Annotated in this window: 23 protein-coding genes; 8 read left to right on the top strand and 15 right to left on the bottom strand. The window is 52.4% G+C overall.

Features of this window, described 5'->3' with window-relative positions; all coding sequences use genetic code 11:
* Window positions 1-20 precede the first annotated feature (20 nt).
* The 3 genes from ACIPDS_RS11925 to budA are packed head-to-tail and all read right to left on the bottom strand — an operon-like array spanning window position 21 to window position 3,284.
* A complete protein-coding gene (locus ACIPDS_RS11925) occupies window positions 21-791 on the bottom strand; it encodes a (S)-acetoin forming diacetyl reductase (protein ID WP_400735799.1) in 771 nt (256 codons plus the stop codon).
* A gap of 20 nt (window positions 792-811) precedes the next feature.
* Window positions 812-2,533: an acetolactate synthase AlsS gene (gene alsS, locus ACIPDS_RS11920; RefSeq protein WP_400735796.1), complete on the bottom strand. Its 1,722-nt coding sequence runs from the start codon at window positions 2,531-2,533 to the stop codon at window positions 812-814.
* On the bottom strand, window positions 2,505-3,284 hold the full coding sequence (gene budA / locus ACIPDS_RS11915; protein ID WP_400735793.1) for an acetolactate decarboxylase: 780 nt from the start codon (window positions 3,282-3,284) through the stop codon (window positions 2,505-2,507). Before budA ends, alsS begins: the two co-directional genes overlap by 29 nt.
* A 102-nt stretch (window positions 3,285-3,386) precedes the next feature.
* Here budA and ACIPDS_RS11910 point away from each other — a divergent pair, with 102 nt between their 5' ends.
* Window positions 3,387-4,268, top strand: a complete 882-nt coding sequence (locus tag ACIPDS_RS11910; RefSeq protein ID WP_400735790.1) for a LysR substrate-binding domain-containing protein — start codon at window positions 3,387-3,389, stop codon at window positions 4,266-4,268.
* Between the two features lie 26 nt (window positions 4,269-4,294).
* Here ACIPDS_RS11910 and ACIPDS_RS11905 read toward each other — a convergent pair whose 3' ends face one another.
* The 3 genes from ACIPDS_RS11905 to ACIPDS_RS11895 form a co-directional block, all read right to left on the bottom strand.
* Window positions 4,295-4,855: an NUDIX domain-containing protein gene (locus tag ACIPDS_RS11905; RefSeq protein ID WP_400735787.1), complete on the bottom strand. Its 561-nt coding sequence runs from the start codon at window positions 4,853-4,855 to the stop codon at window positions 4,295-4,297.
* Window positions 4,856-4,943: 88 nt separating this feature from the next.
* Window positions 4,944-6,137: an MFS transporter gene (locus ACIPDS_RS11900; RefSeq protein WP_400735784.1), complete on the bottom strand. Its 1,194-nt coding sequence runs from the start codon at window positions 6,135-6,137 to the stop codon at window positions 4,944-4,946.
* A gap of 96 nt (window positions 6,138-6,233) precedes the next feature.
* On the bottom strand, window positions 6,234-7,370 hold the full coding sequence (locus ACIPDS_RS11895; protein WP_400735781.1) for an alpha/beta hydrolase: 1,137 nt from the start codon (window positions 7,368-7,370) through the stop codon (window positions 6,234-6,236).
* Between the two features lie 163 nt (window positions 7,371-7,533).
* Between ACIPDS_RS11895 and ACIPDS_RS11890 the strand changes: the two genes are divergently transcribed.
* Window positions 7,534-8,418 carry a LysR family transcriptional regulator gene (locus ACIPDS_RS11890; RefSeq protein ID WP_400735778.1) on the top strand — a complete coding sequence of 295 codons (885 nt, stop codon included), beginning with the start codon at window positions 7,534-7,536 and terminating at the stop codon, window positions 8,416-8,418.
* 52 nt (window positions 8,419-8,470) lie between these two features.
* Here the strand turns inward: ACIPDS_RS11890 and ACIPDS_RS11885 are convergent, their stop codons facing one another.
* Together ACIPDS_RS11885 and cspF are read right to left on the bottom strand one after the other, a co-directional pair.
* A complete protein-coding gene (locus ACIPDS_RS11885; protein WP_400735775.1) occupies window positions 8,471-11,788 on the bottom strand; it encodes an autotransporter outer membrane beta-barrel domain-containing protein in 3,318 nt (1,105 codons plus the stop codon).
* Between the two features lie 326 nt (window positions 11,789-12,114).
* Complete coding sequence (cspF, locus tag ACIPDS_RS11880; RefSeq protein WP_166514574.1) at window positions 12,115-12,327, bottom strand: cold shock-like protein CspF; 213 nt, start codon at window positions 12,325-12,327, stop codon at window positions 12,115-12,117.
* A 286-nt stretch (window positions 12,328-12,613) separates the two neighbouring features.
* Here cspF and ACIPDS_RS11875 point away from each other — a divergent pair, with 286 nt between their 5' ends.
* From ACIPDS_RS11875 to ACIPDS_RS11850, 6 genes are all read left to right on the top strand, one after another.
* Window positions 12,614-12,832, top strand: a complete 219-nt coding sequence (locus ACIPDS_RS11875; protein ID WP_400735771.1) for a cold shock domain-containing protein — start codon at window positions 12,614-12,616, stop codon at window positions 12,830-12,832.
* Window positions 12,833-13,528: 696 nt separating this feature from the next.
* A complete protein-coding gene (locus ACIPDS_RS11870; protein ID WP_400735768.1) occupies window positions 13,529-14,617 on the top strand; it encodes an ABC transporter ATP-binding protein in 1,089 nt (362 codons plus the stop codon).
* A complete protein-coding gene (locus ACIPDS_RS11865; protein WP_400735765.1) occupies window positions 14,610-15,239 on the top strand; it encodes an ABC transporter permease in 630 nt (209 codons plus the stop codon). The genes ACIPDS_RS11870 and ACIPDS_RS11865 overlap by 8 nt, the downstream gene beginning before the upstream one ends.
* On the top strand, window positions 15,239-15,916 hold the full coding sequence (locus ACIPDS_RS11860) for an ABC transporter permease (protein ID WP_400735762.1): 678 nt from the start codon (window positions 15,239-15,241) through the stop codon (window positions 15,914-15,916). The genes ACIPDS_RS11865 and ACIPDS_RS11860 overlap by 1 nt, the downstream gene beginning before the upstream one ends.
* 31 nt (window positions 15,917-15,947) lie before the next feature.
* Entirely contained in the window at window positions 15,948-16,838 is an 891-nt protein-coding gene (locus ACIPDS_RS11855; RefSeq protein WP_400735759.1) for an ABC transporter substrate-binding protein, read from the top strand.
* A gap of 54 nt (window positions 16,839-16,892) precedes the next feature.
* Complete coding sequence (locus ACIPDS_RS11850; protein WP_400735756.1) at window positions 16,893-18,209, top strand: LLM class flavin-dependent oxidoreductase; 1,317 nt, start codon at window positions 16,893-16,895, stop codon at window positions 18,207-18,209.
* Window positions 18,210-18,213: 4 nt separating this feature from the next.
* On the opposite strand, the gene ACIPDS_RS11845 is transcribed toward ACIPDS_RS11850, so the two are convergent.
* The 7 genes from ACIPDS_RS11845 to ACIPDS_RS11815 all read right to left on the bottom strand — a co-directional run bounded on the left by ACIPDS_RS11845 (window position 18,214) and on the right by ACIPDS_RS11815 (window position 23,452).
* Window positions 18,214-19,014, bottom strand: coding sequence for a phosphate/phosphite/phosphonate ABC transporter substrate-binding protein (locus tag ACIPDS_RS11845; protein ID WP_400735753.1), 801 nt, complete (start codon window positions 19,012-19,014; stop codon window positions 18,214-18,216).
* Window positions 19,007-19,978, bottom strand: coding sequence for a fatty acid desaturase (locus ACIPDS_RS11840; protein ID WP_400735750.1), 972 nt, complete (start codon window positions 19,976-19,978; stop codon window positions 19,007-19,009). Before ACIPDS_RS11840 ends, ACIPDS_RS11845 begins: the two co-directional genes overlap by 8 nt.
* A 281-nt stretch (window positions 19,979-20,259) precedes the next feature.
* Window positions 20,260-20,844 (bottom strand): LuxR C-terminal-related transcriptional regulator, encoded by a 585-nt coding sequence (locus ACIPDS_RS11835; RefSeq protein ID WP_400736721.1) that lies wholly within the window; start codon window positions 20,842-20,844, stop codon window positions 20,260-20,262.
* 175 nt (window positions 20,845-21,019) lie between these two features.
* Entirely contained in the window at window positions 21,020-21,376 is a 357-nt protein-coding gene (locus ACIPDS_RS11830) for a DUF4156 domain-containing protein (RefSeq protein ID WP_166514564.1), read from the bottom strand.
* Window positions 21,377-21,424: 48 nt separating this feature from the next.
* On the bottom strand, window positions 21,425-21,964 hold the full coding sequence (locus ACIPDS_RS11825; protein ID WP_400735747.1) for an Ail/Lom family outer membrane beta-barrel protein: 540 nt from the start codon (window positions 21,962-21,964) through the stop codon (window positions 21,425-21,427).
* A gap of 286 nt (window positions 21,965-22,250) precedes the next feature.
* The gene (locus tag ACIPDS_RS11820) at window positions 22,251-22,739 is read right to left on the bottom strand and encodes a hypothetical protein (RefSeq protein WP_400735744.1); all 489 of its coding nucleotides are present in this window, start codon (window positions 22,737-22,739) and stop codon (window positions 22,251-22,253) included.
* Window positions 22,712-23,452 (bottom strand): transcriptional regulator, encoded by a 741-nt coding sequence (locus tag ACIPDS_RS11815; protein ID WP_400735741.1) that lies wholly within the window; start codon window positions 23,450-23,452, stop codon window positions 22,712-22,714. Before ACIPDS_RS11815 ends, ACIPDS_RS11820 begins: the two co-directional genes overlap by 28 nt.
* Window positions 23,453-23,858: the final 406 nt, after the last annotated feature.

Raw genomic sequence — 23,858 nt, 5'->3', positions numbered from 1 at the left:
TTTTTCGCACGTCATCGCGCTTAGTTAAAGACCATCCCACCGTCAATCAGCAAGGACTGGCCTGTCATGTAGTCTGAGTCTGGGCCAGCCAGATAAGATACGCAGGCGGCCACATCTTCCGGCTCGGACAAGCGGCCAAGCGTGATGCGTTTAGCAAAGGTTTCTGTGCCGTAGCCAAGTGGTTTGCCTGCGGCCTCGGATACCTGACGGTCGATTTCGGCCCACATTGGCGTTTTGACGATGCCCGGGCAGTAGGCATTCACGGTGATCCCAAGCGGCGCAAGATCCCGCGCAGCGGTCTGAGTTAAGCCACGAACCGCAAATTTACTGGAGCTGTAGACCGCCAGTTCTGGATTACCGGTATGGCCCGCCTGCGAGCAGGCGTTGATGATCTTGCCACCGTGCCCCTCTTTACGAAACGCGTCAATCGCGGCCTGAATCCCCCAGATCACCCCTTTCACGTTGATGTTATAGACCTTATCGACAATCTCTGGGGTGATCGACTCGATTGGCGTAGAAGGCGCAACACCGGCGTTATTGACGATAACGTTGAAACCGCCCAGCGCGGTGCGGGCTTTCTCGACCGCCGCAAACACCTGCTCACGGTTAGAGACATCAACCTTCACGGCGATGGCCTTGCCACCATTACGGGTGATTTCATCGGCAACGGCGTTTGCCGTCTCCTCGTTATAGTCAGCGATGGCAACGGCAAAGCCATCTTTCACCAGGCGAAGCGCAATCGCTTTACCAATCCCCTGGCCTGAGCCAGTGACGAGAGCTACTTTTTGCATTTCTCTATCCTTATCGTGATTCACAAAATCTGGCTGAGATGGAGCTGGCCCATCAGCAGCGGGTTATCACTGTAGTCGACGGGAATGGCCACCACGGCCGGGCCGTCGACATCCATCGCCGCACGCAGCGTTGGCTCGAGCGCGTCGGCGCTCTCCACGGCAAAACCTTTCGCGCCAAAGGCGTCGGCATAGGCTTTGAAATCAACGGGGCCAAACTCCACGCCGGAAAGACGCTGGTATTTTTTCTCTTCCTGGATAGCCACCATGTTGTAGGCGTTGTCCACCCAGATGATGTGCAGAACGTTGGCATTGAGGCGCACTGCGGTTTCCAGCTCCATGCTCGATTGCAGGAAGCCGCCGTCACCGGACACCGAAACCACCTTGCGGCCTGGGTTGACCAGCCATGCGCCAATCGCCCACGGCAGCGCAACGCCCATGGTCTGCTGACCGTTGGAGATCATCACCTGACGCGCCCGGAAGCTGTAGAGGTAGCGGGCAATCCAGATGTGGAAGCTGCCCATGTCCACAGTCAGCGTCACGTCGTTATTGACGATGTCCTGCATGGCCCGCACGATGCGCAGCGGATGCAGAGCAAACTGATTGAGCGACGCGCCGCGACTGTCGAGCAGAGAGCGCTGATGCTGGCGATCGATGAGAATTTCTGACGCATGCGGGCTTAAAGAGAGCTGGCGTTCGATCCGGTTGGCGAGCAGGCTCAGGGTTTCGGCAATGTCCCCCACCAGCTCAAGATCCGGGACATAGTGACGTTCTTCATAGGCAGGCAGCACATCAATGTGCACAAGCGTAGCGTCGCCGCCGTTCCACATCGACGGTTCGTATTCCACCGGGCTGTAGCCGATGCAGATAATCAAATCCGCAAGATGGAGCAATCTGTCGCCCGCCTGGTTATTGAATAAACCGACGCGTCCGGCAAATCGGCTGAAGTTCTCCTGATTCACCGCCCCGGCGGCCTGATAGGTGCTGGTCACGGGGATACGGCTTTTTTCCAGCAGCTTACGCAGCGCTGCACTGTTGGCGGGTTGACTGGCCATCAGCCCCAGCAAGATAACCGGATTTTTGGCGTTTTCGATAAGCTTCGCCACATCGTTAATAGCAGATTCCGGCGCCGGGCCCATTAGCGTCGGGCCGCTGGCCGGCAAAATAGCGCCCGTGGCGGGCTGGTCAACAATATCCTGCGGCAGGCTAACGAATGCGCTCCCCGGCCTGCCATGCTCGGCGGCGCGAAACGCGTTCGATACCACTTCGGCAATCGCGTCCGACGAACTGACCTCTACGGCGTATTTGGTCACCGGGCTGAACATGGCGACGGTATCCATACTCTGGTGCACCTGTTTGGCTTTATCCGCCCGTTTCACCGCCCCGCCGAGTGCGACCACCGGGTCACCCTCACTGTTGGCGGTGGCAATGCCGGTTATCAGGTTCGAGCAGCCCGGCCCGGAGGTCACCAGTGCGACCCCGGCCTTGCCGGTTAGCCGCCCGACCGCCGCTGCCATAAATGCCGCGTTCGCCTCGTGGCGCACCGGAATAATCTCGATGGAGGAGTCCAGCAGGGAGTCAAAAACTTTGTCGATCTTCGCCCCCGGGATCCCGAATACCTGCTTCACGCCCTGCGCTTCCAACTGGCCGACAACCATATCGGCGCCGTGCGCCCACTGACGTGACTGTTTCTCACTGTTCACGATAGTTCTCCTGTTAGTTTTCGACGGAACGGATCGCTGCATCGAGATTGCTGGGATGAAGGTCGGCCTGTAAAAAAGCGCTATCGGCAGGCAGGTCAATCATTAGCTTGTGAATTTCACCGAAGGTCAGCACCCCGCTCTCTAGCTGGTAGTCGAGTAGATGGCCCCCGCCCTGGCGGTCGTCGGTGATGAAATGTTCGTGATAACCGGCTACGTTGATGCCCTGCATATGCTGCGGTGTGCGGAACCCAACCAGTACCCCTTCGCGCTGGTTAAAGCGGAAAACCGGCTGGTCATCGAGCACGTCGGTCATCGCCCGGTACGGTGGCTTCTGGCGCGGGACGGTGCGGGTGTGGGCATGGCGGAAATTACCGTCGATGCGCAGCGCGCAGAACAGGTTATCTGAGGGGATTTGCTGGTCGATCAGGTCGTGGATCTGCTGACGGCTAACCGGCCCATTGAAGGTTTTGCGATACTGCGGCTGGAACCAGGTCATCACCGCGAACGGCGTTTTTTGCTCAGGTTTCGCCGCACGGGCGCTGCCGTCGGCACGCAGCTGATATACCTGGCTGCTGAAGGCAATCATTTCACCGTCCAGCTCGTTGAAGGTGCCCAGGCCAAAATCACCGTGCGCCAGCAGATCGGCGATGGTGGTTTCCCCCTCGTACACGCCGCTTAGCAGCGCGCTCATTAGCGATGTTTGATAGATAACGCTGTCAGGATGCTGGGCAGAGAACCCGCGTAGGGTCTCGCACAAACTGGCCTCACAGTCACAGGCAGATGAATGCATCACGCTCGTCCTTTTCAACTTTATTTAGAAAGGTTAAATAAATGTTGACCCGATTCAGCAGAGAGTTCCAATATAGAATCCATACTGGTTTGAGACGTTTTAGATATGGAACTTCGTTATCTGCGGTATTTTGTCGCGGTCGCACGCGAGCGACACTTCACAAAAGCGGCCAAAGCGCTGGGCATTTCGCAGCCTCCACTGAGTCAGCAGATCAAACGGCTCGAAGAGGAAGTGGGCACGCCGCTGTTCAGACGCCTGACCCGTGGCGTTGAGCTAACCGAAGCGGGAGAAGCGTTCTACGACGATGCCTGTAAGATTCTGGCGCTGAGTGACGCGGCGCTTGAGAAAGCCCGGGGTATTGCGCGCGGGCTAAACGGTAGCCTGTCGATTGGCATAACCAGTTCAGACGCCTTCCATCCCAAAATCTTCACCCTGATCCGCCAGTATCAGTTGCAGAACATGGCGGTGCAGGTTCACCAGGTCGAGGCCAATATGTCTTCGCTGACGGCGATGCTGGCGGAGGGCGAACTGGATATCGCCTTCGTGCGGCTGCCGTGCGAGAGCAGTAAAGCGTTCGAGCTAAACATTCTCGACCGGGAACCGATGGTGGTGGCGCTGCATCGCGACCATCCGCTTGCGGCATGCGGCAGTCTGGCGCTGGAACAGCTGCGCGATACGACGGTGGTATTGTTTCCGCAGGAGATTGCGCCGGGGCTGTACGATCAGGTTTACAGCTGCTGTGAGCGGGCCGGGATTGACGTGCAGCATGCGTTGCAGTCGTCACAGCTTTCATCTTCCCTAAGCATGGTCTCCGCAGGCGGCGGATTCGCGCTGGTGCCGAAATCAATGGCGGCCATTTCACCGCCCAATATCACCTATCATGCGTTGAGCTCGCCTGAAATCTATACCGATATCGCCCTATGCTGGCGGCGGTTTGAACGCTCCCACACGGTGAAGCGTTTTTTATCGACGATCAATGCGTCATGACGCTGCATGCGCATTCAGTCTGGCGGTTAAGCGCCTGAGAAACGGGCGCTGCGCATTTTCTCACTGGCTAACAAAAACGCGGTTACCGAGGTTGCGTCGGTAATTTTTCCCGCCAGTATTAACGCGCGGAAGTCCGCCATCTTCATCTTTTTGACGGTAAGGCCATATTCTTCGTCATCAAGCTGCTGACCGGCAAAAGTGAGCTGTGAGGCGAGGTAAATGTGGTAGCCCTGCGTGGAATAGCCCTGTGCCAGCTTCTGATAGCCCACATATTCGAGCTTGCCGGCAATAAGCCCCGTTTCTTCACGTAGCTCGCCGGCCGCTACCTCCTCTGGCGCGGCGGTGGGCGACATTTCCCAGCTGCCCTGCGGCAATTCAAGCGTTCTTACGCCCAGCGGATAGCGGAACTGTTCAACGACATAAATTTCATCGTCCTGAACCGGCACAATGACCACAAAATCTGCTTTCTCGACGACCGAATAAATCCCCTCGCTGCCGTCGGCCCTGCGGATACGATCTTCTTTGAGCGACATCCAGCGGTTACGGTAAATCTCTTTGCTGGCCAGTGTCGTTATCTCATCGCTCATGGGCATTTTCCTTATGGCATTCATTACGGTTATCGACGGTATAGTCGAGCCTATCATTTCATCTTCACCGATGGCTATGACTATGCCCTTAAACGCGGAGGCGGTTTTGCCGTGAGACAATGAATGTCAGCATCGCCGCTGCCAGTAGCAATACGCCACTTAATCCAAATGCACTTTGCCAGCCAACGTTATCAAACATCATTCCGCCTATCGTCGAGCCGAGCGCAATAGAGAGCTGGATAACCGCCACCATCAGTCCACCGCCCGCCTCGGCATCCTCCGGCAGCGTTCGGGCAATCCACGTCCACCAGCCCGTTGGCGCGGCTGTTGCCATCAATCCCCAGAACCCTAAGAGCGGAACAACCATCCAGACATAATGCCCTGCCAGAAGCAGCGTGACCGCGATACCGGCCATCAGCAAAGGAATCGCGATCAACGTTGGGTAAAAACCCGCTTTCAAAAACGTGCCAATCACCAGCGTGCCGACAAACCCCGCCACGCCAATGGTCAGGAGAATGAGCGATAACGTCGTGATATCGACGCGGGTGACGGTTTCGAGAAAGGGGCGCACGTAGGTAAATAGCGCAAATTGCCCCATAAAGAACAGCCCGCAGGCGCACAGCCCCGTGACCACGGTGGTGCTACGAAGCAGTCGCAAGGCTGAGCCACGTGCGGGTCGGTCTTTATCCATATCCATCGTTGGTAAACTGAACCACTGCCAGATAAAAGCCACGATGGCCACCGGCACCAGGCACCAGAATGCGCCGCGCCAGCCGACGGTGGCGCCCAGGTAACTTCCCAACGGTGCAGCCACCACCGTTGCCAGCGCATTGCCACCGTTGAAAATGGCTAGCGCGCGGGGAACAAGGTGCTGCGGCACCAGGCGAATCGCCGTTGCCGCTGACATTGACCAGAATCCACCGATCGCGATACCAATCATGGCGCGTCCAATCATATAAATCAGATAGCTGGAGGCCTGGGCGATAATCATGCCCGATACGGCCATCAGCATCGTCATGCCGAGCAGGAGATATTTACGATTCACATTCCCGGCAAGGGTCGAGATAGTCAGGCTGGTCACAACGGCCAGCGCGCCGGAGATAGCAATCCCCTGGCCCGCCAATCCTTCGCTGACGTATAACGCTTTCGCTATCGGCGTGAGCAGGCTGACAGGCATAAATTCTGACGCGATCAGAACAAAAACACACAAGGTCATGGCAAAAACACCGCTCCAGTGCGCGGGTTCTTTATCGTGGGGGATGTGACGACTTAACGTGGACATTGAGCTACATCTCTTATTTTTGAGCGAGAAAATCATGGCAGGTGGAATACCACCCGCCTCTCGCGGGTGGTATTTTGATAGCGCTAGCTGAAGGCGTTATTTGAGGTTGGTTTTGAAGAACTGGTCAAATTTGGCAAACGGTATTTTCCCCGCCACGTTGTCGTACAGGTCAACATGGTTGGCGCCCGGGACAATCACCAGCTCTTTATTTTTGCTGCCCACCGCTTTAAAGGCGTCTTGCGCAAAGTAGCGCGAGTGTGCCTTTTCGCCCGTCACGATAAGCGTCGGGATAGTAATTTCATTGGCGTAGCTCAGCAGCGGCATATTCATAAACGACAAAGGCGTTGTCGCCGTCCAGGCGCCGGTAGAGTTCACCGAGCGCTCATGGAAACCGCGTGGCATACGGTAATAATCAAAGAACTCTTTCAAGACCGGATGCGGATCCGCAGGCAGCGTTTCAGGCAAAATGCGATCGGCTGCGGTGACGTTTCCCTTCTCATCGACATAAATATCATGACCAGCATGGGCGAAAGTGCCATTTTCCGCATCCTTCCAGCGCTGTGCATTCAGATATTGCAGGACGGCACGGCGATCGGCGGTGGAATAACGGTCTTTGCCGTCGCCTACGCCATGACCCATCGCCCGGCTCATGTCGTACATCACGCTGGTGGCAACCGCTTTGACGCGCGTATCCATTGCCGCGTCGTTCAGCGCCATGCCGCCCCAGCCGCAAATACCGAGTAGACCGATACGCTCACGATCGACCTCTTTTTGTAATCCGAGGAAATCCACCGCTGCGCTAAAGTCCTCGGTATTAATATCCGGGGAGGCGACATTGCGGGGATAGCCACCGCTTTCACTGGTGTAAGAAGGATCAAAAGCCAGGGTCACGAAACCTTGCTCGGCCAGAGTCTGCGCATACAGGCCGCTGGACTGCTCCTTAACCGCCCCAAAAGGCCCGCTGATAGCAATTGCCGCAAGCTTACGATCGCCGCGATCTTTTGGCATGTAGAGATCGCCCACAAGCGTTATCCCATAGCGGGTCGGGAAAGTGACTTTACGGTGATCAACTTTATTGCTTTGGGCAAACGTTTTATCCCATTTTTCAACCATCGAAACAGGCAGATTTGGATTAGCAGTATCGGCATAACTCATTGTTGTTACTCCACTTAATGATGTGCACAACAGCAGGGCGGGTATGACTGCTGTCAGTTGTCTGGTGAAGAATTTCATCAGGGCTCCCCTAAAAAACAGGTTGTGGGTACAGGTCTCATACGGACAACGCTGCGGTGATTTGTGGCATGGGGGCATTATAGAAAGAGGAATGAGTTCTGATTAGAGGGGGATAAATGCTAGAATTCATACCATATTGTTATAAATAGGCAGAGTTGGCGCGATGGCAAAACGGGAAAACTACAATGAGCTATACCTGTTTGTGCAGGTGGTACGGGAAGGCAGCTTTACCGCCGCCGCCGCACGACTGGGGCTGGCACAATCCGGCGTTAGCCGTTCCATCCGCGAGCTTGAAGAGCGGCTAGGCGTTCAGCTTCTGGTGCGCACCACGCGAAAGCTCTCATTAACTCAAGCCGGCGAGCAGCTTTATCAGACAGCAGAATCGGGCTTTGATGCCCTGGATTCAGGGCTGGCGACGCTTGCCTATTATCGACAGACGCCTTCCGGCACCGTGCGTATTAATGCCAGCCAGCATGCGATTGATAAATGTCTGCTGCCAAAGCTGGCGGTCTTTAAACAGCGATACCCGGATATCAGGCTGGAGCTGATGAATGAAAGCCGCTTCGTCGACATTATTGAGGAACGCTTCGATGCCGGTGTCCGACTTGGGCCTGAGGTTGGCAGCGGCATGATTGCTGTACGCATTACCCCCGATATGGAGATGGCCGTGGTAGGCACACCCGATCATTTTCGCCGTTACGGTTTTCCACAAACTCCGGCCGATTTAATCGTCCATCCCTGTATCGCCTATCAGTTCGGCGACGGCAGCCTGTATCAATGGGAAATGGTAGACGGGGAGAAAAAAATAACCCATCGGCCGCAAGGACAATGGGCATTATCGGATAGTTATATGGAAGCCGAAGCCGCCCGGCTCGGTCTGGGGCTGGCATATGTTCCGGTCGAACTGGTTACCGATGATTTAGAACGCGGAGCGCTTATTCGGGTTTTACAGCGTTACAGTCTGCGTATGGAGGGATTATTTCTTTATTATCCGCACCGCAATGTATCTCCTGCGCTAAGAGCGGTGATTGATACCCTGAAAATATAGACGTATCGGATGACACCGCTACCCTCGCCTACGGGCAGCGGTGTGTCGGTGGTCAGAACTGATATTTCATGCCCAGCATCGCAGAGGCGTCGCTGTAGCCAGCATCGCCAATATCGACAGCCGTCCCGCCCCACAGATTAAGGGCTGGTGTCAGCTGTCCCTGAACGCCCAGCTTCAGTTGACCCACGTTACGCGTGCCCGACATGCTGACCTCTTCACCATCCATCCGCACGCCATACTGCTGGCTATTGTGGAGCCAGTTAGCTTCAACATAAGGTTTGAATTCACGCTGTTTACCCTCGTCCTGCGATGAATGACCTTTCAGATACAGACGCACGCCAAGCCGCGTCTGGAGATTATCGTTGCCAATATCCTGCACATGGGTGCCGTTATCCTCGGTATAGGTATGATTTTTCACGCCCATCCAGATAGCCTGCGCCTGCGGTTGTACATACAGTTCGCTGTGCTGGAACTGGGCAAGTGAGGCGATATAGCCGGTCTCAAGCGATGCGGTGAATCCACGGCTTTTATAGGAAGCCTTAGCCTGATCCTTGCCATCGATCTCGTTGTTAAACCAGCTGTACTGAACCCAGCTGTCGGCATAAAGACCGGTTTTCGCTTGCGCGTTTTCGAACCATGTTCCGTATAGACCCGTGCTGTAGCCATTAATCTCTGATTGAGATCGATATCCTGTGAGGCTGGAATCGGTGTTCGCGTACTGCCTGGCATAGCCTGCCATGATGCCGACATCCCAACGGTCGAGATCGCCAAATGTGCCATGAATCAGCTCATCGCCTAACTGCACCACGTAGCGATTGGCCTGCGTTTTTAACTGGTTGCTGCCGCTGTTAAACCGCGTCTGTCCCCCTTCCTGACGCAGCCACAGCTTGCTGTAACGACGTTGTCCAGTCACCGGGTCGAGATACTCTGTGCCACCTTCACGGTCGTCGAGCGTGAGATTAAAGAGCGTATTAGCTGCGGTCAGGTTGGCGATATAGCCACCAATTTCAGGACGCAGCGTTTTCGGCGTCGATACCAAAGGCGCAATAGGCTTGCCGGGGTTGATGGGTGGCGTAACCAGCGGATTGCCTGGATGATCCGTTGTCACCGGAGGCTTAACCGGCGGCACAGGAGGCTTGCCGGGATCCGTTGTCACCGGAGGCGTAATCGGTTTACCAGGTTTAACCGGCGGTACTGGAGGCGTGCCGGGATCCGTTGTCACCGGTGGCGTAACCGGTTTACCGGGTTTAACCGGCGTTACAGGAGGCGTGCCGGGATCCGTTGTCACCGGTGGCGTTACCGGTTTACCGGGTTCAACCGGCAGCACTGGAGGCGTGCCGGGATCCGTTGTCACCGGTGGCGTAACCGGCGGTTTTTCCGGCGGGATGACAGGGCCGGTATAGTGGTTGGTGAGATACCAGTTATTGCCTTTTTGCACCAGCGAGTAATCATACAGGCCAGCCACAATACGCCCTTTTTGATAGAAGGCCGTCGAGGATGAATGACCTTTAACATCAATAAGTTCGATACCATTGATAGCACTGGCACCGATGCCGCCAAGGTTAGTCACGCTGACGCCTGTACTGCCGTCCGTGCTTCCCGCAATATTCACCCGGTCGGCCGGGGAATCATCGCCGGCCAACACGCCGTTCATCAGTAAAAGGCCGTCGCTTCCCCCGGTGTAGTCACCGGCAATATTCAATTGGCTGCCCTGGGTTATGGCGTCCCGGTTAAGCTGTATTGTGCCGTCATTACTCAGATTGCCGTTCACGGTAAATTGGCTGGACACCGGAGCCGTCGTTGAGGCTATATCGCCGACCGTCAATAAGCCGCCGCTTGCTATTGTCGTCGCACCAACCTGCCCCGTACCGGAGAGCTGGGTATTTTGCTGCACCATGACCGGCCCGCTAATGCCGCCAGTCACGTTCAGATTACCCGCTGCAATCACGGTATTGCCGCTGTAGGTATTCTGACCGGCCAGGGTTAAAACCCCGTCGCCCGCTTTGGTAAACTCACCGTTGCCGCCGATCGCCTGAGCGAGCGTGGAGTCGTGCCCGTTGGTATTAAACGTACCGCCGCCGGTCGCTATCGTCACCGCACGTTGTGCAGAGAGGTCGAGCGCATTGTTTATCGTCAGCACACCGCCATCAAAGGTCAAAGCCCCGGAAGTTGCCCCCAGCGCGCTATCGTCGGCAATGGCAATAGTGCCCTGCTTAATTGTCGTGCCGCCGCTGTAGGTATTTCCATCCATGGCTTCCGGCGCCAGCGTGAGCAAGCCGTCGCCCTGTTTAATTACCTGACCGCTACCGACAATCTGGCCGACATAACGGTCATCATCTGGCTGGGCTAAAATCAGCATGCCGTTATTAATCACATTTTCGGTGTTGCCGGTTTTCGGGCTGTTGGTCGGCAGACTTTGTGCCCGAGCCTCAACCGTGGCATCGACATCGTTATTACCATCAGGGTTGATAATTAACTGACCGCTGAACCCATCATTATTTCCGCTTAATCCCAGAATCCCTTGATCAACGGCGACTCGGGTAAATCCTTCAAGCGAGCCGCTAGCATCCCAGCGGCCCAGGCCCGATTTTGTTAAGGTGGTGAAGTTTTTGATATCGCCGCGCAATGAATCCAGTGAGCCTTGTTGACCATCCAGCGTTAAATTATTGGTCCCACCGCCACCGTTAATATTGCCGGTAACCTCCGACCCCGCATAGAAGAAGAGATCGTCATCACCGCGGGAAAATTGCAGATCGCCCTCAACGCGTCCACCGGTGTTATTTTCAAATCGAATACCGTTCCCGCCGCTGGTGCCAATAACATTCCCCCCACCAGGACGCTGGATAACGCCATAATTCACGACATTATTTCGCGTTCCTGACTGGGTATCCTGAAACCAAATTGCCGCCGTGGCAGATGCGCTGATCACCCCGTTATTAACAATGGTATTTCCATACCCCATCACGTTAATCGCTTCGGCCATATTATTATTGCCGTTGACGATAACCTTCCCGCTTTTATCTATATTAATAACGGTATTATTTTGCGCTTCAATAGTATTTGGCCCGGTACCCGGATAACCACTAAATCCCCCCCGATTACCACCGGGGGAGTTGGTTACCGTACCACTGACATTAATAACGTTGTTGTCACCCACACTTATTGCAGGGGTATTGCCACCGTTTAGCGTCGCATTCTGATTTATGGTGATATCAACGTTGTTGGTTTTTGCGCCAACGCCCAGCATGGCATTGGTTTGATTATCACAGACATATTGATTGCCGGTAGCAGGACATGCGGCATAGCTTTGCCTGATGGCGCTAGTGAGCAGCACCGCGCTGGCGAGTAAAACAAAAGTTTTCTTTTCCATAGGAGATCGTTATTTGTGTCAATGACAGCAGTATTAGTGCTAATGCTTTTGTATGATGATAACAAAATAGACCTCCTGGGAATTTTTATCTATCTATTCCAGGCATTTTCTTAAATTTAAAAACTATTATATCCATTTGTAATACAAATGTGATCGAATCTCGCCAATTATATTTATTATGTAAAAACAAAACTCTATTTGCAGAATTGAATAATCATTCAATTATCGGGCATAAATTATGCTGTTCCGCTTATGGGAAATATCTATAAATAATTATATTTATAGATAAAAAATATCAAGTACAGTAAAAATAAAAAATAACGCCGTCAGGATAAATAAATATTAGCCGCCATAGGCCCGCTAAGACTGTTGATACGACAAAACTCGACGCGAATGCCGGGATAGAGAGATTCAGATTCACTGGCGTTGAAAGCTGAAATATGGAGCTGGACGTCTTTTCGTCCATCGGATGGAGTGATAAAACCTTTACCGCTGCGGATATCAAAAGATTTGACAATTCCTGTCATTTTACGAGACAAATAATTTCCTTGTTAAAAAATACGCATCAATTATACGCTATTTATAAATTAAAGCTATTTTTAAATTTTCCCCCAGTAGAACTTCCAGACGGCTAAAAAAAGGCTTGCTAATTTATGCCGTCCATGTTTAAGTAACCCATTGGTTCGATAAATAAACAGTTGTATACATTCGCTCCGCAGCCCTCATAACCAGACGTTATCGCTGATACCCTCTCTCTTTGAGCCAACACATTCATTACATCCTTTTTGTAATGCCGAAATTTAACAATGCTCAACGGGAGTCAATATGTCTGCAAGAATTCAAGGGTTGGTGAAGTGGTTTAACGAAGATAAAGGTTTTGGTTTCATCTCTCCACTCGATGGTAGTAAAGATGTCTCCGTTCACTTTTCAGCGCTTCAAGGCGATGACTTCAATACTCTTTTTGAAGGGCAGAAAGTTGAATTTGCTATCAAGAATGGCGATACACGCCCTGCGGCTTCAAGCGTATTACTCTGTGATAAATAAATACTCATAAGTATGCTATACATAATGAGAGTATTTCAACGTTTACGCATGGGTATCTCCTGTTTAAGGGACCCAAACCAGACACTTTAAATCAGATTGTTTGTTGCGTTCATGCGCAACAGCGCTGATTTAAATGGATAAATTACAAAACATAAGGCTTTTGGGATGACAATCCGAAAGCGCATCATTTTAAGGTACATACTATTATTCTAAATATACATTTCAAATGCCCATGCTGTAGTGGGTCACAATATCGCACATCGGCCTTCGACGTTTCCGAGAAAAACCCGTACGGGGCTAAGTGCATTTTTTGTAAATCAACCATGCTATTTTCCAGAACGAATAACATCAAAAAAACTGTTATCGCGTAAATCAGCATCATCAAGCGGCACTGGGTGTGAAACGCTAAACGGGTACGCCAGTACGTACACAATAATGAGCCTGAACAGCCGTAAGTCATCACCCAAGGCCTGGAAGTTGCCAGCCTGACACCCTCTGATGGTAAAAGCAGAATCGGGATGGTCAGGCGAATCCCGAAAAAGCCATGTAGCAACGCTTCATCCCCTCCCCCTTTCTATATTATCAAAATCCAAATACCTGCAATACAAATGCAAATATCATATTTGCGCCTTGTTCATCGCCTCTGTAGTTTGTGTTTTATATAAACGCAATAATTTCAGGGCGCTATTGTTTCATATGATAAGACTCGAAAACATAAACAAAACGTACCCTGGTAGTACGCACGCGGCAATCGGCAAATTAAATATCGTTATCAATGAAGGTGAATTCTGCACATTCGTTGGCCCTAGCGGCTGTGGGAAAACAACTATATTACGTATGATTAATCAACTGGATATCCCGGATGCCGGTTCGGTCTATGTTCAGGGTATTAAAATAGCCGATGCCGATATTATTCAGGTACGGCGGAAAATCGGTTTTGTGATGCAAAGTGCAGCCTTATTCCCGCACCGGACCGTTTCCCAGAATATCGCCACCGTTCCACGCCTTCTTGGCTGGAATAAAAAGCATATTCAGGCGCGTATTGATGAACTGGTTGAGGTCATGTCCCTCGACCCGAGTCTGCTTGCGCGCTACCCCCACCAGCTTTCAGGCGGCCAGCAAGGGCGGGTGGCGATTGCCCGCGCGCTGGCGGCCGATCCCCCTATTCTATTAATGGATGAACCCTTTGCGGCCATCGACCCGGTCGTGCGGGAAAAGCTCCAGGACGAGCTGTTGCAGCTCCAGCAGCGCCTGCACAAAACAATCGTGCTCGTCACCCATGACATCAACGAAGCCATTCGCCTGGGCGATAAAATTGCCATCTTTCAGGAAGGCGGCGTGCTGGCTCAGTTTGATACGCCCGATAATATCCTCGCTCAACCTGCCAGTGAGTTCGTGGCGCGCTTCATCGGGCCTGAGCCCAACTTAAAACGCCTTGCCAGGCTTCAGGTTGGGCAGCTTCCGCGTCACGATGTTTCCCTGGTCGACGAGGCGCTAACCCCCATTTCCAGCCAGCATCCGGTGGTTGCCAGCCCGCTGCGGCTGGTGCTGGATAAACAGCTGCGCCCGCTGTACTGGCTCGACCCTGAGCGAAGCACTACCTTGCCCGTTTCACTTACCCTGAAGGCGCTTCACTCCCTGCGTTTCGCCTACAGCGCACTTCTGGATGCGCCGGGAGGCGTGCTGGTGCACGTCAACGGAGACGGTCAATATCAGGGCAGTATCTCCCACGGGCTGCTTCAGCGCGTGCTGGACGGTAATGTGGATGTGCGCCGCTATGATTGACTGGCAATGGATTGCGGATAATCAGGGGCCGATTGCTGCCCTGCTCTGGCAACACACGCTGCTGGTCGTGATATCACTGTTTTTCGGCACAGTGCTCACTGGGGTGTTGATTGGCCTGACCCTGCGCTGGCCCGCATCGGCTCCGACACTGCTTGGCCTGTGCGGGGTGCTGTTTACCATCCCCTCGCTGGCGCTATTTATTCTGCTGATCCCATTTACCGGCCTGTCGCTCACCACCTCAGTGATCGGTTTAACGCTTTATTCATTGCTGATCCTGCTACGAAACGTGGTCGCCGGGATAGAAAAGCTGCCATCGGACGTGCTCGAATCCGCCCGCGCGCTGGGTTACACGCGCTGGAACCGGTTTGTTGACGTTGAGCTGCATCTGATTATCCCGTCTTTGTTTGCCGGGCTACGTATTGCCTCGGTCACGCTCGTCGGGCTGGTCACGGTCACGGCGCTAATTGGTCAGGGCGGCCTTGGGCAACTGCTGCTGTCAGGCTTTAATCAGGATTTCCTTACGCCGATTGTCGTGAGCGTGGTGCTGAGCCTGGTGCTGTCGTTTATTTTTGATTCTCTGATAGCGCGTCTGGGCTATTGGGTGACGCCGTGGGCACGCTAATGGATATCTTAACCGCAACCTGGCACTGGCTAACTCAGCCAGACCACTGGCTCAGCGATACAGGGATCCTGCTGCGCTTACGCGAGCATCTCTGGTATGTGCTGGTGAGCATGCTTATCGCCTCGGCCATTGCGTTACCTCTGGGGGTGGCGCTGGGCTACTGGCGTAAAGGGGCTTTCCTGGTCATCAACCTGTTCAACATTGGCCGGGCGATCCCGTCTCTTGGCCTGATTTTATTGTGCATTATTCTGTTTGGTTTCAATGATGTGCCGGTGTTTATTGCGCTAATCGCTTTGTCTGTCCCGCCGATCCTGACCAATACCTGGGTTGGGATTTACCACGCAGACCGCACCCTTTGCGACGCCGCCACCGCGCTTGGCATGACGCCCATACAAAGCCTCTGGCAGCTGCGCATCCCGCTGGCGATGCCGTTGATCTTTGCCGGAATTCGCACCGCGCTGTTGCAGCTTATCGCCACGGCGGTGGTCGCCGCCTATGCCGGGCTTGGCGGGCTGGGGCGCTTCCTGATTGATGGTCTTGGGCAACGCGATATACCGCAGGTCATTTCCGGCTCCCTTGTGGTGACGCTGCTGGCACTGGCCTGCGAGGGAATATTTTCACTAATCAACAACGTGTTATTTCAGTCAAAGGCCGCACCCGCAATAACGCAATCATGATAAAAAAACCACCTGCAAAAAAAGAGGCACTATGAAGCAATCATTATGGCAAGCGTTTAACCGCCGTGGATTTAAATTATCCCTTCTGGCGGCAGGATTATTCGGCTTAAGTTTTACCACCCTGGCGGAAACCGTCACCATTGGTGGGGCAAACTTTACCGAAAGCTCTATTCTTGCCAATATTTACGCCAGCGCATTAAAGAAAAATAATATTGATGTGAAAACGCGGCTTAATCTGGGTAACCGCGAAATTATTATTCCGGCCCTGAAAAGCGGCGAAATAGATATTGTCCCGGAATATCTCGGCGCACTGCTGAATTATTATGACACGAAAACTCTGGCGACTACCCAGAGCGACGTTAGTGCCGGGCTGGCTAAAGTGCTGCCGGCAGAATTCACGCTGCTCACCCCCTCTCCCGCCAGCTCGGTCACGGCCTGGGCCGTTCGCGCCGAAACGGCCAAAAAATACGGCTTAACTAAGCTCTCCGATCTCACGCCTGTTGCACACGAGCTGGTGATCGGCGGCCCGCCGGAGTTTCCGGTTCGTGCCCTCGGTTTGCCGGGCCTGAAGCGCGTCTACGGCCTGGAGTTTAAAGAGGTGAAATCCCTCGATATGGGCGGGCCGCTGTCCCGTCTGGCGCTGAACTCCGGCAAAATTGATGTGGCAACGGTGGTGTCCACCCAGGGTTCGCTCGCCAAAGAGGACTGGGTGGTACTGGAAGATGATAAACACGAGCAGCCAAGCCAGAACGTTGTGCCGTTGGTACGCAAAGCGGCGCTGACGCCAAAAATCGACGGCATCCTTAATAAGGTCTCTCAAAAGCTGGATAACACCGCCCTGGTCGAGCTGAACAAGCAGGTTGACCTCCAGCACAAAGATCCTGCTGCCGTGGCGGAACAATGGGTTAACACCAACCTTTAACGCTTTCCATTATTCAATGGCCAGGGATCGGCCACAACCTGACACAGGCCCACAATGTCGCATAACACCATGATCCTGAACCTGTTCTTTTTCAATCCACAGGGTGACTACCGCTTCTCATGGCGTCACCCGGACGCGCCCGAACACGAAATTTTCACCCTCAGCTACTACACCGCCCTTGCCCGCAAGGCCGAAGCCGCCACGCTTGATGCCCTGTTCATTGCCGACCATACCGGGATCTGGGACAGCGGCCTTGCCCATTATGCCAATGCCCGGCTTGAACCGCTGACGCTACTCTCGGCGCTGGCCGCCGTGACGGACAATATTGGCCTGATGGCAACCGCTTCAACGTCTTACACGGAACCCTATAATCTGGCGCGCTATTTCGCCTCGCTCGATTTCCTGAGTAACGGGCGCGCAAGCTGGAATATTGTGACGTCCTGGCTTGAAGAGGAAGCCGCCAATTTCGGGCTGGATCAGATCCCGCAGCACGGTAATCGTTACCAGCGCGCCGGGGAGTTTATCGATGTGGTCACCCGTCTGTGGGACTCATGGGAAGATGGCGCGCTGCTGTTTGATAAACCGCGCGGGCTGTTTGCCGATGCAGACAAAGTGCACCATCTTAACCATCAGGGCGATTTCTTTAAGGTGCGTGGCCCGCTTAACGTGCCACGTCCGCCGCAGGGACACCCGGTTCTCGTGCAGGCTGGTTCTTCCGAAGCCGGTAAGCAGCTCGCAGCCAGCTGGGCGGATATGCACTTTGTGTTTATCAAGTCCATCGAGCAGGGCAAAGCCTACCGTGAAGAGATGAATCAGCGCCTGAAAGCGCTCGGACCTTCGCCTGAAGCCTTTAAAATCATCGCCGGGGTATTGCCGGTGGTGGTGAATTCCGAGGCCGAAAAAGCCGAGCGCCAGCAGCTTAACGCGCAGCTGATGAGCGATAGGATGGCTATCGATCTGCTTTCGTCTTATCTGAAGCTGGATCTCAGCCCTTATCCATCCGATAAACCGCTGCCGCCGCTGCCGGACGAAGCCAACTTCGACGGTATTCGCACCGTGCTGCAACTCATTCGGGATTACGATCCCGCTCTGACCATTCTGGAACTCGGTCGTCTGTTGCTGCAAAGCTCCGACAGCTGGCTGGTTATGGGCAGTGCGCAGGAAGTTGCCGACACGCTGGCGGAAATCTATCTTTCCGGGGCTGCAGACGGCTTTAACCTGATGTTCCCGCAGTTACCGGGGGATTTTGATCGCTTCACGGAACAGGTTGTCCCTATTCTCAAAGCCAAAGGGGTGATGAAAACCGACTATGCGGCGGGCACGCTGCGGGAAAAACTGGGCCTTCCACTGGCCAGAAACCACTTTGCCTGAATAACTACAGCCGGGTGATCCCGGCTGTTTGCGCCGCCTTGCGCCAGTCCAGTAATAACGAATAAGGCTCCCGCGTCACCTCGCTAAAGCCGCCAATCAGCAGTGCGGCACAAATTTCCCGGTATTCCGACGCACTCACCAGCGTATGAAGCGCTTCGCGCAGCGCAGCCAGCGTGTCGGAAGAGGTTTTCGCGGCGGTGATGAGCGGTAATCCTGGCGCCAGCGGGCTTTGGTCGATAATCGCCAGCCCTTCCAGCAACGCGGGCTCATGACGTTGTAATAGCGCCCAGGTGACGCAGTCGATGGCCGCGATATCCCCTTCCCCGCGATTCACATCGTAAAGCGATTGACGATGGCTACCGCTCAGGGCAACGCGCGAGAAAAAGCGCCCGTTCACCGCCAGTGGCGTCACCATTTTCATGAGTACGTTGTAACCTGACTGCGAATCGGTGGAATTGCACACCACCGGGCGGCCGCGAAAATCACCCAGGGTTCGCAGTTTATCCTCCTCGCGCACCACTAACACGCTGCGGTAAGAGATGTTCTCGCAGCCCGGTGCGGTGTAGTGAAAACAACCGACCACCTGAACGTCCAGAAGCTGTGTCATAAGCGGATAACCACAGGTCTGGCTCAGGATAAGCTGCGGGTTTTGCCAGTGTGTCACCAGCGCCTCCTGGGGCAATACTGGCTTGAGGCTCCCTACCGGCACGCCCCGGGCAACCAGCAGTTTCTGAACCGCCAGCCACAGGGCATCGGTGTCGCGGCGGTTAACGGCGTACATCGGCAATGCCAGCGGCTCACTCATGACCGTCTCCTTTATTAATCCCCGGATGCACCGTCACATTCACCGGTTTCCCCCAGAAACGGCGCAACCATTCACCGTATCCTTTCACCACAAAACCGTGATTGCGCTGCTGATAGGCATCGCGATTGTGCAGGTAAATCGCCTTTAGCCCGTACCAGGGCACGCCTGGCAGATCGTGATGTACAGAATGATAGTTAAGATTCAAAAAAAGGACTCGCCAGAACAGCCCGGCCTCGTTAATGACCGAACGCGCCAGCGGATCGTCCGCCGCCTGGTGCTCAAAAAAAGATCGCACTTTGGTCAGCGCCAGCGCGGGGTAACTCACCGCCACAACAAACCACACAGGCGAGAAGCCAAGGTGCAACATCCAACCAAAAAGCACGGCGAGTAAGGCCCCGTGGATGACCCACATCAGCATGGCGGCAACCTGCATGTGGCGAAAGGCGGACACGGCACAGCCCAGCGTCTGCACAATATCTATCAGCGGCGCCAGCAACAGCCGTCCGATAAAAGTATTACGCAGGTGAATCACCCGCTTCTGCCACGGGCGAAACCGCGCCCAGCTTTCATCGCTAAAATAATAAGACTCAGGATCGTCCACCGGTACGGTAAGGTGGTCATTACGGTGGTGTGCCAGATGGGAGTCGCGGTAGAGACCATACGGATACCAGACCGCCAGCGGCAGCGTGCCGAAAAGCTGGTTCAACCGGGGAAAGCGGGTAGGATGCCCGTGGATCAACTCATGCTGTAGCGACATATACCACGCGGTAAACCCGATAAGCAGCAAGGTAGCGGGATATAAGCCCAACGCCTGCCAGTTAGTCAGTGTGGCAAACCAGCCGCCATAAATGACCATCATGAGTATCCAGGTCGGGAGTTCGCTGCGCCACAGAACGCTGGTTGAAAGCTGGTGAATATGTTCTCGCTGTTGTGGATGCAAATAGAGGGAGTTTCGTTTACCCATTCCTTCCGACGTCCTTTCCGCCCGTGAATATATGGCATGAAGATCGGGGATAACGCCTGAAATATCAAAGAACTTAAATCACTTTGCTTTGCCAGAAAGCCGCTGGCAGGAAGTTCACCCCGATGAGGGTTTTACGCAGGAGGTTCGGGCAGATCTAAGCATGGTGCCGATGCGTCATGTCACCGAAAGCCGGGGGGGATTTGGGCTGGGTTTTTATCCTGATGGCGGCATATTCCTTCAGGGTTATGCCGCCATCAGGATAATCGACCGACACTTTGCTGCTACGTAAAGTCAGCCTCATGCAAAGGAGAGCAATGGAGATAAATCTCACCTAGCCGTGACGATCGCTTCAATTTTTTACATAACGAGTAGTGGCAATAGTAAATACTTTTGATCGAGCAATTAAGAATGAGCGCGATATTTCTTACGGACATACCGGTCAGGCGTTTACGTAATACGAAAAGTTCCTTCTCTGTTATTGGCGCGACATCTTTTGGCACCGCGCTTTGTCCATAAGTCAGGCTATCCAGCGCAGATACAAACGACGTTACGTCGTTGCCCCCAATCGACAACAAGATAATATCCTCTTGTTTCTTATACCAATACTTTGCCATCGAATGCATAAAACCATCAATCACGAGTACAACCTTCAGGCCGGTCTGTTGCAGGTTTTCAAGCCAATCATCATGAATAAAGTAAATAAGATTATCGATGCAAAAATTGACGAAAAGAAAATCATCGACCCGATTTATAACCCTCGTTTCGTTGACCAGATGGGCAAGAGAATAAGTGAACAGCGGATTATTATCTGGCCACACCGCGAGCGTGATTGGCTCATGAGATCGTGCTTTAAAATGTGTATCCATACCTTGCAACAACATACCCATCGGTAATATAAGACATCTTTCCCGGCATAACAGGAATCATCATAATGACCTTCAAAAAATGAAATATCATTCCCTTGTCACATTAATGAATCAGAGCAGACAGCAACCTTCAATGTCGATCCCTGCTCCATGTTCATCAATGAAATATATTAAATTACGGGCAACGGTACACCGCTCCGCTTAGCGTCACGTTGGTTTGCTGACTTGAACCACTGCCATTGTACGAACTGCCGGTTTGCCCCGCGCGTTGCGTCAGCAGCACCACTACATTACCGCCCATTTTCCAGGCCTCATTTTTCATATCATTTCGCGCGCCTGTTTCGAGGTTACTGTTTGAGGTCCAACCTCCGGTAAAGAAGTTGCCCTGGCTGCCGGTGATGTCGCCTAACCACGAACACTCTTTTCCTGGCTCGTTATGCGTCAGGCGTACCCGCTCCGCCCCCGAATGTAATGAGTTGGCGCTACAGGCGGTTAAAAACAATGTAATAAGAACTGGTAATATAAATTTCATCGATAAACCTTTATATCTTTAATATAACTTTATTTGAGAGTTCAGTTTTTAAAAGCGATAACCAACGCTAACGCCAAACGTATTGGCATCGATAGATAAGAATTCTGACGCTTCCCAGGAAAGATCCAGCGATAGGTTAGTTAACGGGTTAAATATTACCCCGGCCCCATATGCAAACGAATCATCCGTTGATTCGTGTGAGTGGGTATTCTTCATTTTCATTCTCGCCATGCCTGCGTTGCCATACAGGCTGATATAATCATTGAAGCGATAAGTTGGGCCAAACATGACCGAACCATAATCAATGGTATCGGAACCCTCTTTTTTTAATTTTGCTGATTGCCAGCTATAGTGTTCAATTTCGTGGCGAGTCGCCGTTAATGCACCAATAAAACCCCAGCGTTCTTTAAACTCATAGCGATATTTAATATTAAAGCCGTGTAGATCTTTGCTGTCTGAGCTTTTTAATGCGCTGAGGTGTGTTTGAGCATACCCCATTGATACCGTATGTGTTCCACTAGCCATGCTCTGAGATGAGACTAACAGACCAAAACAAATCATTGCAGCGCCACGAAGTCGCGTAGACATGGATAAATACTTCCTCTTTATCTTATTGAAAAAATTGTTAGTTAAAACCGCTGAAACGTCTTCTGATGTCCGTTTTCAGCAGCGGAAATATAACTAATCAGTGCAGATAAAGTCTGGAAGAAGATCTTACAAAAATCATAATCTCACACTGTTGCTTTTGAACAGAGTCAGAATGATTGGTTTTAAATCCATAAATTTCAATGAGTAAAGAAAATCCGTTACCTTACCGCTTGTCACCATCGTTTCATACAGGTGCTGGGATGTTCTGCAGACACTCCTGGGCAACTCAACTTGCTGTGCATACGTTGTAAATCTGACGATTAAGTGAAAACAGGTATGTTTTCTCGCCAATGCGTTGAATTCGCAATTCGTTACGGGCTCCAGGGTGGAGCAGACGGAAATAAGAGAAAAAATTTCCGACATTATCATCAGGGAATATTTTCACAGAATCGATTTCGAACGTGAAAAGTTCGTCAGTAATGCGCCGCAGATTTTTCATGTAAACATCACGATATAACAGGCTGTGCTCATTGTTTTCTTTTTTTACATCAAGCTGTAACGTAATGCGTTGCGTTTTGAAGTCGATGACAATATCCCCTGCAACGTTTATCCCTTTCGCCTGTATATTGCTTATCGTTTTGGTAGCACAGAAAAAATCGTCCATAGCGGGATGGCTGACAGCGTTTTTCTTTATTACCTGTACCCACAACACCGCGGAGACGAGAATAAAGAATACGGTGAATATTCTTAATAACGTTCTTTTAGGGTAATGCATTTTGGCTCCGCGACGGTGAGTGGGTTGAGACACTGGACGAAGATATGGGTATCCGGCACCCTGATGTAGTAAATATGACGCCCATTTTGCTTAATTACTGGCATGGTTAATTCTGAATAGGCCGCAATCACATCCTCGACGGAGGTTTTATCGTTTTTTACTTTATAAAAATAGTAATCGTCATGGGTCACAGGTGCTGAAAAGTAGGAATTGCTATCCCACAGGTTAGCAACAAAACCCGCTATCATCACAAGCGCGGCCAGTGCCAGAAAAAGCCATTCTCTCCGGTAAGCTATCGGCGGTTTGTTGTGCTCATACGGTGTCGGCGTTTCGTCGAAGGTTTCGGCTGAATGTTCTAGCGGTTCAGGGAGGGTTTGCGGGGAAGCCGTAGGCTTAATAAGCGTGATGGATAAAACCAGCTCAACGCCGACTTTGGGCCGCGTTACCACGGATGAGGGCGGTAGGCCTATTTTATCGAAAGTATTACGTAACTGATTGATGAGTTTATAATAGCTGGCATCAGAGACTACGACTCCCTTACGCCCCCAGACCCAGTGAATTAAATCATCCTTTTTGAATAAACCCTTATAGAAAGCCAGCAGTAAATTCATTTCGGATTCTGAAATGCTCACCGTTTTATCTGCGTGAATCAACGACATACGATGCGAATCAAATATCACGCGATTGTCGATAAGATACTTTCGCTCGCTCATGGCTTCTTCTGCAATTTATTCATTGATTATTCAATTCTGCCGTTGGACAGCCTTGCTAAGCGCTGCGGTAAAAGCCATACGGAACCTTTAGCGGTCATATTAACACAGGCTTGAATCACACAAAATTTGGTATGTAATAGTTCCATACGTTATCAACATCTACGGTAATGCGCGTACAGACCGACTATTTAGCAACTATTCGTGTGTATTCATCGCGTTGGGGCTAGTCGTAATGGCACTCTATAATGCCTGTTCAATGGATATATATATGCGCTCTGGCCGTTCTGGACATTATACAACTCATTCACCGGACCGTGATTATGGCAACCCAGCATTGGACACTGATTTGCCGTAAGGCTCATAACAAGAACTGGGGGAGGTGAGTTGTCAGAAGCCTACTAAGCGG

It is taken from the genome of Kluyvera sp. NPDC087067 (assembly GCF_044745165.1).
In the GTDB taxonomy this organism is placed as follows: domain Bacteria; phylum Pseudomonadota; class Gammaproteobacteria; order Enterobacterales; family Enterobacteriaceae; genus Kluyvera.
This window is presented reverse-complemented; position numbering and strand designations above follow the sequence as displayed.

Excerpts from the sequence above, each read along its gene's own strand:
- ACIPDS_RS11925 (WP_400735799.1), bottom strand. The coding sequence starts at position 791 with ATGCAAAAAGTAGCTCTCGTCACTGGCTCAGGCCAGGGGATTGGTAAA.
- alsS (WP_400735796.1), bottom strand. The coding sequence starts at position 2,533 with ATGCAGCGATCCGTTCCGTCGAAAACTAACAGGAGAACTATCGTGAAC.
- ACIPDS_RS11910 (WP_400735790.1), top strand. The coding sequence starts at position 3,387 with ATGGAACTTCGTTATCTGCGGTATTTTGTCGCGGTCGCACGCGAGCGA.
- ACIPDS_RS11905 (WP_400735787.1), bottom strand. The coding sequence starts at position 4,855 with ATGAGCGATGAGATAACGACACTGGCCAGCAAAGAGATTTACCGTAAC.
- ACIPDS_RS11900 (WP_400735784.1), bottom strand. The coding sequence starts at position 6,137 with ATGTCCACGTTAAGTCGTCACATCCCCCACGATAAAGAACCCGCGCAC.
- ACIPDS_RS11895 (WP_400735781.1), bottom strand. The coding sequence starts at position 7,370 with ATGAAATTCTTCACCAGACAACTGACAGCAGTCATACCCGCCCTGCTG.
- ACIPDS_RS11890 (WP_400735778.1), top strand. The coding sequence starts at position 7,534 with ATGGCAAAACGGGAAAACTACAATGAGCTATACCTGTTTGTGCAGGTG.
- ACIPDS_RS11885 (WP_400735775.1), bottom strand. The coding sequence starts at position 11,788 with ATGGAAAAGAAAACTTTTGTTTTACTCGCCAGCGCGGTGCTGCTCACT.
- ACIPDS_RS11875 (WP_400735771.1), top strand. The coding sequence starts at position 12,614 with ATGTCTGCAAGAATTCAAGGGTTGGTGAAGTGGTTTAACGAAGATAAA.
- ACIPDS_RS11870 (WP_400735768.1), top strand. The coding sequence starts at position 13,529 with ATGATAAGACTCGAAAACATAAACAAAACGTACCCTGGTAGTACGCAC.
- ACIPDS_RS11865 (WP_400735765.1), top strand. The coding sequence starts at position 14,610 with ATGATTGACTGGCAATGGATTGCGGATAATCAGGGGCCGATTGCTGCC.
- ACIPDS_RS11860 (WP_400735762.1), top strand. The coding sequence starts at position 15,239 with ATGGATATCTTAACCGCAACCTGGCACTGGCTAACTCAGCCAGACCAC.
- ACIPDS_RS11855 (WP_400735759.1), top strand. The coding sequence starts at position 15,948 with ATGAAGCAATCATTATGGCAAGCGTTTAACCGCCGTGGATTTAAATTA.
- ACIPDS_RS11850 (WP_400735756.1), top strand. The coding sequence starts at position 16,893 with ATGTCGCATAACACCATGATCCTGAACCTGTTCTTTTTCAATCCACAG.
- ACIPDS_RS11845 (WP_400735753.1), bottom strand. The coding sequence starts at position 19,014 with ATGAGTGAGCCGCTGGCATTGCCGATGTACGCCGTTAACCGCCGCGAC.
- ACIPDS_RS11840 (WP_400735750.1), bottom strand. The coding sequence starts at position 19,978 with ATGGGTAAACGAAACTCCCTCTATTTGCATCCACAACAGCGAGAACAT.
- ACIPDS_RS11835 (WP_400736721.1), bottom strand. The coding sequence starts at position 20,844 with ATGGATACACATTTTAAAGCACGATCTCATGAGCCAATCACGCTCGCG.
- ACIPDS_RS11830 (WP_166514564.1), bottom strand. The coding sequence starts at position 21,376 with ATGAAATTTATATTACCAGTTCTTATTACATTGTTTTTAACCGCCTGT.
- ACIPDS_RS11825 (WP_400735747.1), bottom strand. The coding sequence starts at position 21,964 with ATGTCTACGCGACTTCGTGGCGCTGCAATGATTTGTTTTGGTCTGTTA.
- ACIPDS_RS11820 (WP_400735744.1), bottom strand. The coding sequence starts at position 22,739 with ATGCATTACCCTAAAAGAACGTTATTAAGAATATTCACCGTATTCTTT.
- ACIPDS_RS11815 (WP_400735741.1), bottom strand. The coding sequence starts at position 23,452 with ATGAGCGAGCGAAAGTATCTTATCGACAATCGCGTGATATTTGATTCG.